Below are 14,577 nucleotides of genomic sequence, written 5' to 3'. Positions count from 1 at the left end.
CGGCGGTGATTTTCCTAATAATAAAAAAAAGAAACTATGAAAAAGAACACTTTTATTGCCTCATTTCTTTTGCTTTTTGCTTTTGGAATGACTGCTCAAACTACAGATTTGGCGAGAATTGAATATTTGAACCTGAATTTTTCGAAGTCGGAGAATTCTATTAATCGTTATCGTGCCCTGGTACAAGCGCCTATTCCTATTAATAAGGAAAAGAAAAGTTTTTTTGTTGTTGGTTTGGAATACCGATACGTAGACATAAATATTAAAGACAGTGAAGATCTTTCGGCTTTTATGGGTTCAGTACCTCCCTCTGAAAATATTCAAAATAATCTAGTTACCTCTGTTAAACAAATGGACGGATACGTAGGCTACACTTGGATGCAGAACGAAAATTGGCGTTTTGGAGCTAAGGCTGGGGTTAAAATTCAAAGTGATTTTGAAGGTAGTTTGATGAGCGACGATTTTATTTATGAAGTTGGAGCCTACGCCATAAACGATAATAAAAATACTATTGAAGAGGGCGAAAAACCTTATAGATTTATAGCTGGACTTGTTTATTCCACTACTCCCGGAAGATGGTACCCTTTGCCCTTATTAAATTATTATAAAGAATTTCACCCTAATTGGACATATACGCTGGGAGTGCCGAAAACGAACGTTAGGCATTATTTAAATGACAATCATAAAGATGCTTTACAGGCATTTGCTACGTTGGATAACATTTATGCCAATATCCAGCAAAATTTTGATCCCGTAGGAAACCTTGGCGAAGATGGCACAGTTGCCGAAAGTATACAATTGACAATTGGTCTTTTAGGCTTGGGTTACGAGCATTTCTTTACCGAACATCTTTTGTTTTATGGTTATGCAGCGCACTCGGTTTATAACGATTTTAGATTGGAAGATGGCGATGGCAAAAAAGTTTATAAAATTAATACCGAAAATTCGCCTTATTTTAGGGCAGGTTTAAAATTTAAATATTAATGGCGAGAATACTTATAATAGAAGACGAAGCAGCAATTAGAAGGGTTTTAGTGAAAATTCTTTCCGAAGAAAATCAAGGATACGAGGTTTTTGAAGCCGAAGATGGCCTTGCCGGAATGGAAATTATCAAAAATGAAGATTTCGATTTGGTGCTTTGCGATATTAAAATGCCAAAAATGGACGGCGTGGAGGTTTTGGAAGCTGTAAAAAAGATAAAACCAGAAATACCGATGGTTATGATTTCCGGCCACGGAGATCTTGAAACCGCAGTAAATACAATGAAACTGGGGGCATTCGATTATATTTCGAAACCGCCAGATTTAAATAGATTGCTTAACACAGTTCGTATTGCTTTAGACCGAAAAGAATTGGTGGTTGAAAATACGCGCCTCAAAAAGAAGGTTTCGAAAAACTACGAAATGGTTGGTGAATCGCCAGAAATTGAGCGAATAAAAGAAATGATCGAGAAGGTGGCGCCCACCGAAGCCCGCGTTTTGATTACTGGCCCCAACGGTACCGGAAAAGAATTGGTAGCACATTGGCTTCACCAAAAAAGTGAACGAAGCAATGGCCCAATGATAGAGGTTAACTGTGCTGCAATCCCAAGCGAATTAATTGAAAGCGAGCTTTTCGGCCACGTAAAAGGTGCATTTACTTCAGCAATTAAAGACCGTGCAGGAAAATTTGAAGCCGCAAACGGCGGAACAATATTCTTAGATGAAGTGGGCGATATGAGTCTTTCTGCACAAGCAAAAGTGCTTCGAGCATTGCAAGAAAATAAAGTGCAGCGCGTAGGTAGCGATAAGGATATTAAGGTAGATGTTCGGGTTATTACAGCAACAAATAAGGATTTAAAAAAAGAAATAGCCGAAGGAAACTTCCGTGAAGATTTGTATCACAGATTGGCGGTTATCCTTATAAAAGTACCGTCTTTAAACGATAGAAGAGACGATATTCCTTTATTAGTAGATTATTTTTCTGAAAAAATTTCAACCGAACACGGCACAGCTAAAAAGAATTTTACCGCTAAAGCCATAAAGCAATTGCAGGAGTATGAGTGGACTGGAAACATCCGTGAGCTTCGTAATGTTGTGGAGCGTCTAATTATTCTAGGCGGAAAAGAAATTAGTGTTGAAGATGTGAAACTCTTCGCTAGTAAATGAGTCCATTAGTAGGTGAAGCTTTCTGCTGGCGTTGAGAATTCATATAGTTTAAAGGTTTGTGTGTTCGGCGTTTAATTTTTATTGTTTAATTTCATACGGATAATGAAACAATCGCCTCAAAAGTTTCAAAAAAATCTAAAGTATTCACAGTATCAGCAGCGCTATGAAAGAAATAAAAATTGAAGATTTTAAAGTTACCGAAACCATAAAACTGGATGGCACTCTAAATACTTGGGATTTAGAAGCGTCTAAAGACGAACTGGAAGAACAATTAGAAGACACCCGAAGAAAGCTGGGTAAACTTCAAGATACCTTATACGCACACGGAAAATACGCCGTTTTGGTTTGCCTTCAAGGAATGGATACCGCAGGAAAAGACAGTCTTATTCGCGAAGTATTTAAAGATTTTAACGCACGTGGAGTTGTCGTTCATAGTTTTAAAACGCCAACTGCACTAGAGAAAAGACACGACTATCTTTGGCGCCATTACATTGCTTTACCCGAACGCGGAAAGTTTGGCGTATTCAACAGAACACATTACGAAAACGTGCTGGTAACAAGAGTTCACCCAGAATATATTCTTGGCGAAAATTTGCCCGATGTAAATAGTTTGGAAGATATTGACGACAAATTTTGGGACAAACGCTTTCAGCAGATCAACGATTTTGAAAAGACGATTCAACAAAATGGAACGGTCATATTCAAATTCTTTTTAAATCTCTCCAAAGACGAACAAAAGGATCGTCAACTCCGAAGATTAGATAGGCCAGATAAAAACTGGAAGTTTTCCCCAGGCGATCTTGACGAACGCGCTTTGTGGGAAGATTACCGAAAATATTATGAAGAGGCAATTAACCGCACTTCAAAACCGAATGCGCCTTGGTATATTATTCCTTCAGACGATAAAGACACCGCGCGAGTTATAGTTGCTGAAATTATGCTGCAAGAGCTCAAAAAATATAAAGACATCAAAGAGCCGGAACTAGATGACGATATAAAAGCCAAAATTTCCGAATACCGCGAACGCCTTAAAAATAGTTAATTGTATTTTCGTTTTAACACATATTTCTCTCTGTTCGAACGCAGTCGAGAACAAATTCTTTTAAAATTCTATCCATGAAAATCTTCCCAATCTCTACATTACTTTTCTTTTTATTTCTTTCATCAGCAAGCATTTCGCAGAATGCGGTTCAAGATTCTTTAATGATGAAAAAACTTTATAATGCAGCGTTAACCGACGGAAAAGCGTATGATTGGCTGGATCATCTTTCTAACGAAATAGGTGGCAGACTTTCAGGTTCCTTTGAAGCTGAAAAAGCTGTAAAATATACGGAAGCAGAATTAAAAGAACTTGGTTTCGACAAAGTTTGGCTACAGCCCGTAATGGTTCCAAAATGGACTCGTGGTTTTAAAGAATACGCCTACATAGAATCGCCCTCTGGCGAAAAAACGGTAACAAATATTTTAGCACTTGGGGGTTCTGTTCCCACTCCTAACTTAGGCATTAAAGCGGAAGTTGTGGAAGTTCAGAATTTTGAAGAGCTGGCAACTTTAGGAAAGGAAAAAATTGCAGGTAAAATAGTTTTCTTCAACCGCCCAATGCAGCCAGATTTAATTCATACAGGTCACGCTTATGGCGGCGCAGCAGACCAACGTTATGCAGGAGCAGCGCAAGCGGCTAAGTATGGTGCAATAGGCGTTTTGGTGCGTTCATTATCATTAAAAAGTGACTATACACCACATACGGGCGCAATGAGCTATGGCGACACTACGGAAGCAAATAAAATTCCGGCAGCAGCAATTAGTACTAAAGATGCAGATTATCTTAGCGGGCTGTTGAAACTTGTACCACAACTGCAGTTTTATTTTAAGCAAAATTGTAAAACTTGGGACGATGTGCCGTCATTTAATGTAATTGGTGAAATTACTGGTAGCACCTATCCTAATAAATATATGGTGGTTGGCGGACATTTAGATAGTTGGGATGTTGGCGATGGCGCGCAGGACGATGGGGCAGGAGTAGTGCAAAGTATGGAAGTACTGCGATTATTCAAAAAAATAAATTATAAACCAAAACACACCATTCGCGTGGTTTTGTTTATGAATGAAGAAAATGGTTTACGCGGCGGTTTAAAATATGCCGAAGAAGCGAAACGAAAAGGTGAAAAGCACGTTTTTGCTTTAGAAAGCGATAGCGGTGGCTATACTCCAAGAGGTTTTTCGCTAGAAACTGATGCTGCCAACTTGGCTCAAATCCGGTCTTGGTCATCACTTTTTTCACCTTATTTTATTCATTTATTTGCGGAGGGACATAGCGGTGCAGATATTCGCCCAATGACCGGAAACATTAATGTTCTCGCTGGGCTGCAACCAGATTCACAACGTTATTTTGATATTCACCACACAGCAAACGATACTTTCGACCAAGTAAACAAACGCGAGTTAGAACTTGGAGCAGCAACTATGGCTAGCTTAATGTATTTAATGGATACTTACGGGGTTAAATAAGTGTTCAGTATTCAGTGATCAGTGTTCAGTGGCAGTTTTTGAAGCATCTTTTTATAATTAATTCTGAATTCAGAATTCAGAATTGAAAAAATGCCATTACCACCAAACAACAAAAATACGTTCCATTTTATGGGGCGTTTTTTTATAGATTAATGGCGATCTTTCATTTTGAATTTGTGTCTCAATCTCTTTTTCTACTTCGGAAAAGGAAAGCCAAGTTTCAATAGTTTCCGTCGGTAAAAGCCATTCTTTTTTAGTGGGAATTGCGTACAGAGCAGTTTGATCTTCTTCGGCGAAATCGATTTGTTTTATCCAATGCCCAACGATGCAAGCCGCGTGATTATTTGCGAAAGCACTGCGATTCATTTTTTTTGGAAGAAATAAAAAAGCCTTTAAACACAATTGCTGAACCGTTGGAATTTCAATTTCGAGTTCTTCTAACTTTTGAATTGTTTCAACTTTTTGAAGTAACGGAAATTGTTTCAACTTTACCTTTTCCAATTTATCAAAAAGACTGTCTTTTCGGTTTGGACCAATCCATTTTTCTTCTTCGGTAGCACCAATAGTTTCATCGTACAAATAAAATTTACACGCCAATTCTATATGAATAATCGTTGCGTTATTCAGATTCTTAACAATGAAATCCAACTCGCCTAGAGTTTCTTTTTCACCATTTATTTGAAGATTAGCGGTGAGAAGTTTATAGTTTTTAGAACCCTTTATATATGCCTCAAAACAGGCTTCGGCTTGCATTCCGACTACCAAATTATTTGGATAATTGAAGTCAACTTCACTTAGCTTTTCATCTAAAAAGTCAAAGTTTTCAAAGGGATATTTTTCCGACGATATTTTTAATTCGGGAGCATTTATAAATGAATTTAGGATGTCTAAATCTTGTGATTTCAAAAGATGAAAAATACTTTAGTTATATTGGGTTGCCGTGTAATTTATTTCTCCGTGCTTCTCAGCGGTTCTCTGTGAGGTTTTGTGTAATAGTTGTTTCGCAGAGGTTCACGGAGTAAACAGAGTTGCACAAAGCGCTTTAAAAGTTAAGCTCTAAACTTCCAAGCTATAAATCTACTTTGCTTATTGCCTTGTTCCATTTCAACTATTTTCACTTCAGTTGGCTTGGTTTTATTGATTGCTCGTTTAATATTTTTCAAGTTCTCTTTTTGCGAAACGATAGATGTAAACCAATGAACCTGCTCTTTAAACTGTATGCTTTCTTCGGCCATCTTTTTAATAAACGCTTCCTCGCCTCCTTTGTACCACAACTCGTTGCTGAGGCCACCAAAATTCTTGGTGTTTTCTTGGTTAAGCTCCAGGTTTTTAAACTTGCGTTGGTTGCTCTGTTCGGCCTCGGTTCGGTTTTTAAAAAAAGGCGGATTACAAACTACCACATCAAAATTATCTGTGGGCAGGATGATGTTTTCCAAAATTTGGGTTTTGAACTGTTGGTGCCGCAAATCAATATTTTTTAAACTCTCATTTTTACTTATGATTTCCTGCGCAATGCCCAGTGAATCTAGATTTACTTCACTGGCAGTAGCCTTCCATTGAAAGTGACGTGTGGCAAGAATGGGATAAATTAAGTTGGCGCCCGTGCCAATATCCAACAAATGAATATCCTCTTTGGGAAGCAAATCTGCAACATGTAAAAGATAATCTAGCCTACCGGGAATGGGCGGACAAAGATTATTCTCGGCGATGTGCCATTCTGAAATGCCATAGTGTTCTTTTAGCAAAGCCGTATTCAACGCCTTTACCGCCTGGTGATCGGCAAATTTTATGGAGTTGTTGCCAAATTCATTTTCAAAAACGAATTCTTTTAAAGGCGGGTACGTTGCTATAAGCGTTTCAAAATTATAGTCTTTATTAAAGGGATTTTTGGGATGCACAGCTTGTTTTTTTAGAAAAGTAAAGGTACTACAATATTATTGGCCTATTTCCGCAAGGTTGGGGAAGCTTAGATTTCGCACTTAAATTTTCAGAAATAAAAAAATGTTGAACATATAGTAAAAGAAACTATCTTAGGAGTTAATAATGAGCTGATTGCCTTTTGTTTTTAAAACGAAACTGGTTTTGGCGATAGACGATTTAAAAACAAAGTATGTGATATAGATTTTACGGCTGGGAAAATACTTTTTGGAATGCATTTTATTTTCAAAATATATAATTAATCTTCAACAACCAACCATTATGACGACCCGTAGAAAATTTATCCAGCAGGTATCTGTGGCTACTGCCGGTACCATTTTTTTGCCAACTCCTTCTTTTGGCAACATTTTTACTCCCAAAGCAAAATCAGTAATTATTATTGGCGCTGGTTTCGCTGGCCTTGCGGCAGCCTATAAGCTGAAACAACGAAATATAAACTGCACAATTTTGGAAAGCCGCCCACGCATTGGTGGACGTGTATTTTCCCATCAAATAGATAAGGATTTGGTGGTAGAACTTGGTGGCGAATGGGTGGGCAACTCGCATACCCGAATACATGAACTTTGCGGCGAGCTAAATTTAGAACTTCAGAATAATCAGTTCGATACTCACTTAATTTACAAAGGTGAATATTCGCCAGCGGGAAAGTGGGACTACAGCGAAAAATGGAACAACACTATGACCAAAATGCTGGAAGACTACGGCAATATTTCAGAAAAAGAAAAACTAATTATGGACAAAATGGATTGGTGGCGCTATCTAGTTCAAAACGGTTGCGATGGCCGCGATTTGGATATTCGTGAATTGATGGACAGTACAGATTTTGGCGAAAGCATTCGGCAGGTTTCTTCCTTCGCGGCTTTGGCGGAATATGCCGAAAGCAGCGAAAAGAATGAAATGGACCTTAAAATAAAAGGTGGTAATGGTATGCTGGCAGAGCGCCTTTCAGAAAAAATAGGAAAGGAAAAAATTCTGCTGAAACACACCGTTAGTAGGATTGTTCAGGACGATAAAGTAAAAGTGTATTGCGACAACGGAACTGTATTTGAAGCCGATAAAATTATCTGTACCATCCCAACCTTCGCGATGAACAAAATAGACTGGCAACCTGGCCTTCCCACTGAAAAAGTGGGTGTTATTAACGAACTGCAATACGCGCGCATTAATAAACACGCCATGCTTTTTAACGAACGGTTTTGGAAAGACGAAAGTTTTGATATGGTTACCGATCAAAATCCGCACTACTTTTATCACGCAACAAAAAACCAAAAATCTAATAAAGGCGTGCTTATTTCATACAGTATAGGCGATAAAGCTGCCATAATTTCAAACCAAAACGATGCTTGGAATGCTAAAATGGTTGCTGATACTTTAAGTCCGCATTTTGGAAATGTGGCTAGTAAATTAGAAAAGCAGGTAAATTATTATTGGGGCACAGACCATTATTCAAAAGGATCTTATGCAATGTATGGAAAAGACCAATGGTTTAGGGTGCGGCCAATTTTACAGCAACCTTTTTTGAATACACACTTTGCTGGAGAACATGTGGCAGATTGGCAAGGATTTATGGAAGGCGCAATTAATACGGGGGAAGAAGCTGCCGAAATGATTTAAGAAATTACCATTCTAAATTATTGGAGCAATTTTTCTTGAAGCATTGCCTTTGTTTTTGCTTCCTCGTTTGCAATAATTGCATTTTTTACCGCTCGAAAAGTGATGTCTTTTGCTTCGGCATACGAAATGTTATAAACACGTTCCACGTTGCTGAATTCTTCTGGGAATTGCTCCAAAAGCGAATCGTAATAAATGTCTAATTGGTCTTGATTTGGTAGCTCGAATTTTAATTTCAACTGAAATCTTCGCAATAGCGCGGTATCAATAACGCTGGGATGATTGGTTGCTGCAATTAATAAAACGTTGCTTGGCAGCTCGTCAATTAACTGAATTACCGTGTTTACTAATCGTTTCATTTCGCTGGAATCTGTATCGTCGTGATCGCGAAGTTTGCCGATAGAATCAAATTCGTCTAAAAGCAATACCGCATTTTCTCGAGCGGCTTTTTTAAAGACTTCGGTAATATTTCTCGCGGTTTCGCCCAAACGGGAGGAAACTATATTCCCCAGATTTAAGATGATAATCTTTTTGTTTAACGCCTGCGCAATGGCTTTGGCAGTGGTTGTTTTGCCACAACCCGTGTGGCCAAAAAGAAATATTTTATTATCGACCGGAAGCTTGTATTGGTTTAAAACTTCGAGGTGTTTAAACTCTTTCAGCAATTGATTTAAAACATTTTTATTCGCCTCGCTTAAATGGATTTCATCCAAGCCAATAGTCGCTTCTTTAGAAATGATTATAAAATCTGATAGAGCCATTTTGCATCTGAGTTTAAGATTGCAAAAATAGCGAAGCTTTTATTATGATTGATAGGTTTTTTGGGGAAGAAAATCTATTTGTTATTATCAACATTAATGTCTGGTTTCGCGCAACCGATAGTTCTCGACTGCGCTCGAACGGACAGATGTTTCGGGAGAAATTTTAAATTTACTGAACTGAAAACCGCTATTTACCTTTTTAAAACACTTTCATATTTCGCAATCCATTCATCTACGGAAAACTTTGTGGAGAGATCTCCCAACAATTCAAAAGGAATATTTTTTGGTTTTTTAAAGCGAACACAGCTTTTGCCCATATCTAGTTTTCCCTTTGCGTGTTTGGGGTATTCAGCAACAAACCACGCCATAAGTTCAGGATCTGTATAAATACCAGAATGGTAAAAACCGATGTGGTTTTTCTGCGAAGCAATGCTCATAAACGGCAGCGCATCGGTGGGTTTGCAATGATAGCCGTCCGGGTAAATGCTGTGCGGCACCACATAACTTATCATTCCGTATTGCATGGTTTCTTCAAAACCTTTTGGGAGATTGTTTTTTACTGTTTCGCGTAGTTTTTGTATAACTTCCTTTCGATCTTCGGGAAGCTCAGATATGTATTGGTTGGGAGTGGTGGCTTTTGATTGCATTATTTAATATTCAAAGTTTAAAATTCAATGTTTAACGTATAAGTTACGAGTTTTTGAAAGAGTACTATTTATGGATTCAACACTTATTCCTTTCTTAAAATCGTTTCCATCTTTTTGCCTCTTGCCAGCTCGTCTATTAGTTTATCCATATAACGGATTTTTTGCATCAGTGGTTCTTCAATATCTTCTACGCGGTAGCCGCAGATTATGCCCGTAATTTTTGAAACATTTGGGTTTAATTGTGGGGCTTCGGCAAAGAATGTTTCGAAGCTAGTTTTGGTATCTATTTGCTGTTGCAAACCGTTTTGGTCAAAACCCGTTAGCCAGCAAATAATAATGTCTACTTCTTCTTTGGTTTTTCCTTTTTTTTCTGCCTTGGTAATGTAGTGCGGGTAAACACTGGCGAAGGACATTTTATAGACTCTTTCGTTTTTCATTATGTGCTATTGAAGTTGGAGGGCTAATTTACATAAAGATATTCTTTACCCAAAGGGCAACGACGCGCCATGGCGCACTATCGAAAGCAATAAGCTCGAAAGATTGTTCAACAATAATAAATAGTCCCACATATTTTAGGGTAGGGTGTATTTTACCATTCTTTAGTTTGTCCCATATCCATGCAACAATAATTAGGCTATAAGCAAGCACGATGGCGAACCAAATTTCGGGATGCGGAATGCTGGGGAAGAAGTGACGAAACCGAAACCACGCTGGCCAAAGCACAACGATGGTGGCCAATAGCATTAGCCGTTTGTGTACTGCAGATTTTTTTCTGTAATAAATACCCGCAACTACCAAGCTAAAAAATAAAAGTCCAGAACTTAGTACTCCCACAAAACCTGAATATGCGGTAATACCAAACCCAAGCGCCAATTCTTTTTCTACCGCAAAAAGGCCTACGGGTATCATGGTTATAGATACTCCTGCGGCAACCAAAAGCCCCACCATTCCCAAAATTTGATGGATGTAATATTTCCGATTGTGTATTAATGCCGTTTGCACTACAAAGAGAATAATCCATAAAAAAGCGAATGCCCCATGTAAATGCACTGGCCAAGGTGCTGAAAAACTACCTTCATATACCGGATAAAAAAATGTCTTTGAAAAACCTATGAGCGCTACCAGCAAAGCCAATATAGCCATAATAAAGAAAAAAGAAGGAGTTCTTTTTTTGTGCAGCCGTGTAGTTTTTACATTGGGCATAACTAATTCAGGTTGGTACAATTAAAGATAGGAATATTTTTTAATTGAAGTGCAATTGCCTCACAATGAGTTAATAATTTAGATTAACTCCTATAATGCTTTTGATAGTGTAGGGTTACTTTTACAGCTTTATATTATTGGGCATGAGCGGGAGAGGCTCGCGCTAACTGGTAATATCATTCTTTCTTATTTTTTTTATTCTGGCCCATGGATATACCAATTCCGGCGCCAATAGCTATTCCTACTGCGATCCACAACCCAACATTATGCGTTAGAACACCTATTACACTTCCAATGGCAACACCTATTGCTGCTCCTAAAGCTGTTTTTTTTTTCGTTTTTTATAATGTTATAATTGTTTTAGATATATGTTGCTAACGTGCGACAGGGGAATTAAGCACAACGTTTAATGTACAATGCGCATTAATACATTTTACATAGTGTTAGGTGCTTTTATTATTTAATAAATTGTCTCACTCAACTTTTACTAATTTACCCATCTTTAGTTCTTTTTTAGCTACAACTTGATAGGTATTATTTTCACTGACTAATATCATTTTATCAGTTTGTTCTATCAAACCATTCAAATCAATATCTAATACTTTTATATCATTTGATTGAGAAGTGCCACAAATTTCTAGTACAATAGGGATTAATTGAAAATATTCTTTATTGTCCTCAGTAATAAAGTTAAGTTTTGTAAATAATAGAGGGCATCCTAATCGGTTATCGCTACCGCCACCAATTCCTGTGTAAGAATATTGTAAAGTATATATATTTAGCAAGCTATCATAGTTGGTATTAGAACGATATCCCATTATTCCTGATTCATTAGTTGCGAAAATGCCATTTTGATATAATTCTAAACTAATCAGACTATCGTTTTGATTGATTTTTGTAAAACTAATTTCGATTTTCTTGGATTTAAAAACACCGTCTTGAGCAAAAGAAATATTTCCAAACATTAGAATAATAAATGTCAGGACTATGTTAACTTTCTTCATTTAATCTTGAATTTTATTATAAGTTGTATCGTCTGAATAAGTACTCTTTATGAATTTTTTTGTTTGCTTTCTCCAGTTAATTTTTTCGATAATATAATGTGGCATATTACTATTTAAGTATATCTTTTCTCTATCTTTTATATCAAAGTCGAATAAAAACTTTCCTGTTCTAAACTTAAAATCTACAGCGTAGTAATTGTCTTCATTATTAAATGGTAGGTATATAATCATACTACTATTATTGTGATATAAAGCAAATGAAAATCGTGGTCCTATGGTTGTAATATTTAAAATAAAATAATTCGTTTCTTCATCATAATCAAAGTAATGTTTTAGGTCTTCATTTGGAATGGTTCTTCCATACACATCTGCAAATTTATATTCTGTCTTAAATTGTTCTAGATTTATTTTTTCATTGTTTTCATCACGAAGAATTAGTGCAATCCGTGTATCAAATGATGGCTGTGCATCAACTTGAAGGTAGCTAATTAGTAAAAAAAGAAGTATGATTGAATTTTTCAAGTATTTGATTTTTTTAGAAATGAATTGTCGTTCATCTGAATTGTACCTAAAAATGTGGATAAACACCCTAGATTGTTTTGAAAAGGTCGCATTGCAAATGCTCCATTTAACTAGACTCGCTTTACAAAAGCGCGCCAGGGGTGCGAGCGGGAAGCTAGTGCTAGCGGGATACCTTTAATTTACTAATGTGGTATGTAATTAAATAAAGGATTGAAATTATCATTAAAATATTAATGGCAATGTTAATCGCGTTCATATGCTCGTATTGGTTCAATGATAATATTAAAATTGTTAGCAAAAATAAACTATGCAAAGTCATCATCAGAATTCTATTTCGTTTCTTCATTTCTTTTTTCTGAAAAGGAACCAGTACGTTTATTAGCGAATAAAATACCAAGAAAAGAAAAGTAAAAAGAATAGCATAAGAATCTACAGAATTCCAATCTAAGTATTCGGATTTATCTTTAACCATTAAGATAACCGTGAGTATTGCAAATAATACCCAAATACCAAATAAGAATGATATTATTGAATTAATAAGTTTCATATTTCACATGTTGGTGGACACGAGCGGGACGCTCGCGCTAGCGGGAGTCTTCTGCTTTGCTTTTTTAACCTTAAAATACATTATAATAAGAAAAACCATTGCCAGCAGGATAAATGGTACATCTATAACATTTAAAAATCTTGGTTCTATAAATGGACCGTTAGGAGTGGCGTTTAGTAGTATCATTATTTTCTTACTGTTGCGGGCACACGCGATGCAATCGCGCGGCAGCGGGGGTAATTGGAACTGTGATGGTAACTTTTAAAATAGTTTCTTTTTTCCACGGATTATTAATTATATAGTGGGCACACTTTGCAAAAGCGCGCCAGGGAAATTTTATTTAAGGTCTAATGACATGAAAGTCGTTGTCCTCAGTTTCTAAATCCAATAAATATTTTTCTGCGTTCATTCGAATCCGTTCAATCTCTTCCTTCATTGGTCTAATTTCCAATTCTCTATTTTCAGCGTTCACTTGATAAATAAATATTAATTCTTCTCTTAATATGATTCTCCTGACGAACTTTTTAGCATCATATAAATAATTAAATGCACTTCTATTTGGTAAAACTAATTCTAACATCCCATTGTACATATTATCATCGTTTAGCCAATGGTCAAATTTTTCATCAATATGAATTAAATAATTTCTAGCATTTTTATTGTATAAGGGTGATTCATCGGATGGTTGGAGCGTTTCTTGAAGGAATTTATTCCTAAACTCTGCATTTGGTTTTTTTGAAAAAATATAATTTGATACAATTGTGGCATGAACGAGAGCAGTTTGTAGGTTTATCCATAAAGTCTTATGTTGAATTTCTTCAGTATCTTTTAATTGGTCTTCGACAAGCTTAAAGCCTTTAAGAGATGCAATACATTGAGCATAAACTTCATCTACAAGAGAATATATTTTCAGAGTTTCCATGATTCGGCAATTTAATTACGCACCATTTGTAATTATTAATTTAGGTCACTATCTATTAGTAATTTGATTGAGCTAGATATTTCAAATAGTTTTTTAATATGATCCATAAAGACCAAATTTGGAATACCATTTTTATCCATATGCTTTTTTGTGCCATATGTTTCTATTATGGAGTTTATCTCTGTTGTAAAATCAAGAATACTTACTTCTAGAATTGCCTGCTTGGGAATAGTAATAATTGAAATACTATTTATTTTTTCCATTTTGGTTCCAAGTAAAGAAATCAAATTTTGGAAAAGGGGATTTATTTCTTCTACATTTTTATTAGTTACTTGATCTAGTTTTAAAATTATTTTATCAATGTTTTCTTTATTAATTTGTAAATCGCTTTCTAACTTATCTATTTCTTCTTTACTAAATTTTTCTATGTTTTTTAATCTATCTATTTCCTTTCTTTGTATAGCATTACTTTGATTCATGCTTTCAATAAATTTATGAACTGATTTTATTTCCTCCTCTACCTGAAACATAGGAATCTTAGTACTCGATATAAATCGAACCATTTCGAATTCAATATCTCTTAGTATTGAATGAATTTCACTATAAACAACTAGCTTCTCCTTTCGTTTAAAATCTCTTCTTTCATCTGTCCTTTTTTGATAAAACTGGATTACTGCCCAAATCAAACCAAGTACTGCAACCGGTGACAAATATTTAATTAATTCAGACATAGGTTAAGGTTGTTTTAATACTACAATCAAATATAA

Annotated in this window: 15 protein-coding genes and 1 pseudogene; 5 read left to right on the top strand and 11 right to left on the bottom strand. The window is 36.1% G+C overall.

The window, feature by feature from the left end:
• Positions 1-36 precede the first annotated feature (36 nt).
• The 4 genes from AC3RVF_RS13615 (at position 37) to AC3RVF_RS13600 (ending at position 4,655) form a co-directional block, all read left to right on the top strand.
• The gene (locus tag AC3RVF_RS13615; RefSeq protein WP_489691777.1) at positions 37-984 is read left to right on the top strand and encodes a hypothetical protein; all 948 of its coding nucleotides are present in this window, start codon (positions 37-39) and stop codon (positions 982-984) included.
• A complete protein-coding gene (locus tag AC3RVF_RS13610; RefSeq protein ID WP_489691776.1) occupies positions 984-2,147 on the top strand; it encodes a sigma-54-dependent transcriptional regulator in 1,164 nt (387 codons plus the stop codon). The genes AC3RVF_RS13615 and AC3RVF_RS13610 overlap by 1 nt, the downstream gene beginning before the upstream one ends.
• 163 nt (positions 2,148-2,310) lie before the next feature.
• The gene (locus tag AC3RVF_RS13605; protein ID WP_489691775.1) at positions 2,311-3,189 is read left to right on the top strand and encodes a PPK2 family polyphosphate kinase; all 879 of its coding nucleotides are present in this window, start codon (positions 2,311-2,313) and stop codon (positions 3,187-3,189) included.
• A 74-nt stretch (positions 3,190-3,263) separates the two neighbouring features.
• Positions 3,264-4,655 (top strand): M20/M25/M40 family metallo-hydrolase, encoded by a 1,392-nt coding sequence (locus tag AC3RVF_RS13600; RefSeq protein WP_489693602.1) that lies wholly within the window; start codon positions 3,264-3,266, stop codon positions 4,653-4,655.
• Between the two features lie 96 nt (positions 4,656-4,751).
• Here AC3RVF_RS13600 and AC3RVF_RS13595 read toward each other — a convergent pair whose 3' ends face one another.
• Positions 4,752-5,561, bottom strand: coding sequence for a DUF1853 family protein (locus tag AC3RVF_RS13595; protein ID WP_489693601.1), 810 nt, complete (start codon positions 5,559-5,561; stop codon positions 4,752-4,754).
• 143 nt (positions 5,562-5,704) lie between these two features.
• Entirely contained in the window at positions 5,705-6,553 is an 849-nt protein-coding gene (gene rlmF, locus AC3RVF_RS13590) for a 23S rRNA (adenine(1618)-N(6))-methyltransferase RlmF (RefSeq protein ID WP_489691772.1), read from the bottom strand.
• Positions 6,554-6,854: 301 nt separating this feature from the next.
• Between rlmF and AC3RVF_RS13585 the strand changes: the two genes are divergently transcribed.
• Positions 6,855-8,207, top strand: a complete 1,353-nt coding sequence (locus AC3RVF_RS13585; protein WP_489693600.1) for a flavin monoamine oxidase family protein — start codon at positions 6,855-6,857, stop codon at positions 8,205-8,207.
• Between the two features lie 17 nt (positions 8,208-8,224).
• On the opposite strand, the gene AC3RVF_RS13580 is transcribed toward AC3RVF_RS13585, so the two are convergent.
• The 9 genes and pseudogenes from AC3RVF_RS13580 to AC3RVF_RS13540 form a co-directional block, all read right to left on the bottom strand.
• Positions 8,225-8,965, bottom strand: coding sequence for an AAA family ATPase (locus AC3RVF_RS13580; RefSeq protein ID WP_489693599.1), 741 nt, complete (start codon positions 8,963-8,965; stop codon positions 8,225-8,227).
• Between the two features lie 191 nt (positions 8,966-9,156).
• Positions 9,157-9,612 carry a DUF1801 domain-containing protein gene (locus AC3RVF_RS13575; RefSeq protein ID WP_489693598.1) on the bottom strand — a complete coding sequence of 152 codons (456 nt, stop codon included), beginning with the start codon at positions 9,610-9,612 and terminating at the stop codon, positions 9,157-9,159.
• Between the two features lie 83 nt (positions 9,613-9,695).
• Positions 9,696-10,049 carry a DUF2200 domain-containing protein gene (locus AC3RVF_RS13570; RefSeq protein WP_489693597.1) on the bottom strand — a complete coding sequence of 118 codons (354 nt, stop codon included), beginning with the start codon at positions 10,047-10,049 and terminating at the stop codon, positions 9,696-9,698.
• A 28-nt stretch (positions 10,050-10,077) separates the two neighbouring features.
• Positions 10,078-10,815, bottom strand: a complete 738-nt coding sequence (locus AC3RVF_RS13565) for a hypothetical protein (RefSeq protein ID WP_489691767.1) — start codon at positions 10,813-10,815, stop codon at positions 10,078-10,080.
• Positions 10,816-10,991: 176 nt separating this feature from the next.
• A pseudogene (locus tag AC3RVF_RS13560) lies at positions 10,992-11,135 on the bottom strand (glycine zipper domain-containing protein); the annotation flags it as partial.
• A gap of 153 nt (positions 11,136-11,288) precedes the next feature.
• Positions 11,289-11,819: a hypothetical protein gene (locus AC3RVF_RS13555; protein ID WP_489691766.1), complete on the bottom strand. Its 531-nt coding sequence runs from the start codon at positions 11,817-11,819 to the stop codon at positions 11,289-11,291.
• A complete protein-coding gene (locus tag AC3RVF_RS13550) occupies positions 11,820-12,341 on the bottom strand; it encodes a hypothetical protein (protein WP_489693596.1) in 522 nt (173 codons plus the stop codon). It abuts the gene before it with no gap.
• Positions 12,342-13,228: 887 nt separating this feature from the next.
• On the bottom strand, positions 13,229-13,810 hold the full coding sequence (locus AC3RVF_RS13545; RefSeq protein ID WP_489693595.1) for a hypothetical protein: 582 nt from the start codon (positions 13,808-13,810) through the stop codon (positions 13,229-13,231).
• Between the two features lie 35 nt (positions 13,811-13,845).
• Positions 13,846-14,541, bottom strand: coding sequence for a hypothetical protein (locus AC3RVF_RS13540; protein WP_489693594.1), 696 nt, complete (start codon positions 14,539-14,541; stop codon positions 13,846-13,848).
• Between the last annotated feature and the right edge of the window lie 36 nt (positions 14,542-14,577).

It is taken from the genome of Aequorivita sp. IT1183 (assembly GCF_058068265.1).
The sequence above is the reverse complement of the archived record's forward strand: the minus strand, read 5'-3'. Positions and strand labels throughout refer to the sequence as shown.

What these genes read in the sequence shown, in the direction of transcription:
- AC3RVF_RS13580 (WP_489693599.1), bottom strand. Translation starts at nt 8,965, where the DNA reads ATGGCTCTATCAGATTTTATAATCATTTCTAAAGAAGCGACTATTGGC.
- AC3RVF_RS13600 (WP_489693602.1), top strand. Translation starts at nt 3,264, where the DNA reads ATGAAAATCTTCCCAATCTCTACATTACTTTTCTTTTTATTTCTTTCA.
- AC3RVF_RS13575 (WP_489693598.1), bottom strand. Translation starts at nt 9,612, where the DNA reads ATGCAATCAAAAGCCACCACTCCCAACCAATACATATCTGAGCTTCCC.
- AC3RVF_RS13565 (WP_489691767.1), bottom strand. Translation starts at nt 10,815, where the DNA reads ATGCCCAATGTAAAAACTACACGGCTGCACAAAAAAAGAACTCCTTCT.
- AC3RVF_RS13585 (WP_489693600.1), top strand. Translation starts at nt 6,855, where the DNA reads ATGACGACCCGTAGAAAATTTATCCAGCAGGTATCTGTGGCTACTGCC.
- AC3RVF_RS13545 (WP_489693595.1), bottom strand. Translation starts at nt 13,810, where the DNA reads ATGGAAACTCTGAAAATATATTCTCTTGTAGATGAAGTTTATGCTCAA.
- AC3RVF_RS13610 (WP_489691776.1), top strand. Translation starts at nt 984, where the DNA reads ATGGCGAGAATACTTATAATAGAAGACGAAGCAGCAATTAGAAGGGTT.
- AC3RVF_RS13570 (WP_489693597.1), bottom strand. Translation starts at nt 10,049, where the DNA reads ATGAAAAACGAAAGAGTCTATAAAATGTCCTTCGCCAGTGTTTACCCG.
- AC3RVF_RS13605 (WP_489691775.1), top strand. Translation starts at nt 2,311, where the DNA reads ATGAAAGAAATAAAAATTGAAGATTTTAAAGTTACCGAAACCATAAAA.
- AC3RVF_RS13540 (WP_489693594.1), bottom strand. Translation starts at nt 14,541, where the DNA reads ATGTCTGAATTAATTAAATATTTGTCACCGGTTGCAGTACTTGGTTTG.
- AC3RVF_RS13555 (WP_489691766.1), bottom strand. Translation starts at nt 11,819, where the DNA reads ATGAAGAAAGTTAACATAGTCCTGACATTTATTATTCTAATGTTTGGA.
- AC3RVF_RS13615 (WP_489691777.1), top strand. Translation starts at nt 37, where the DNA reads ATGAAAAAGAACACTTTTATTGCCTCATTTCTTTTGCTTTTTGCTTTT.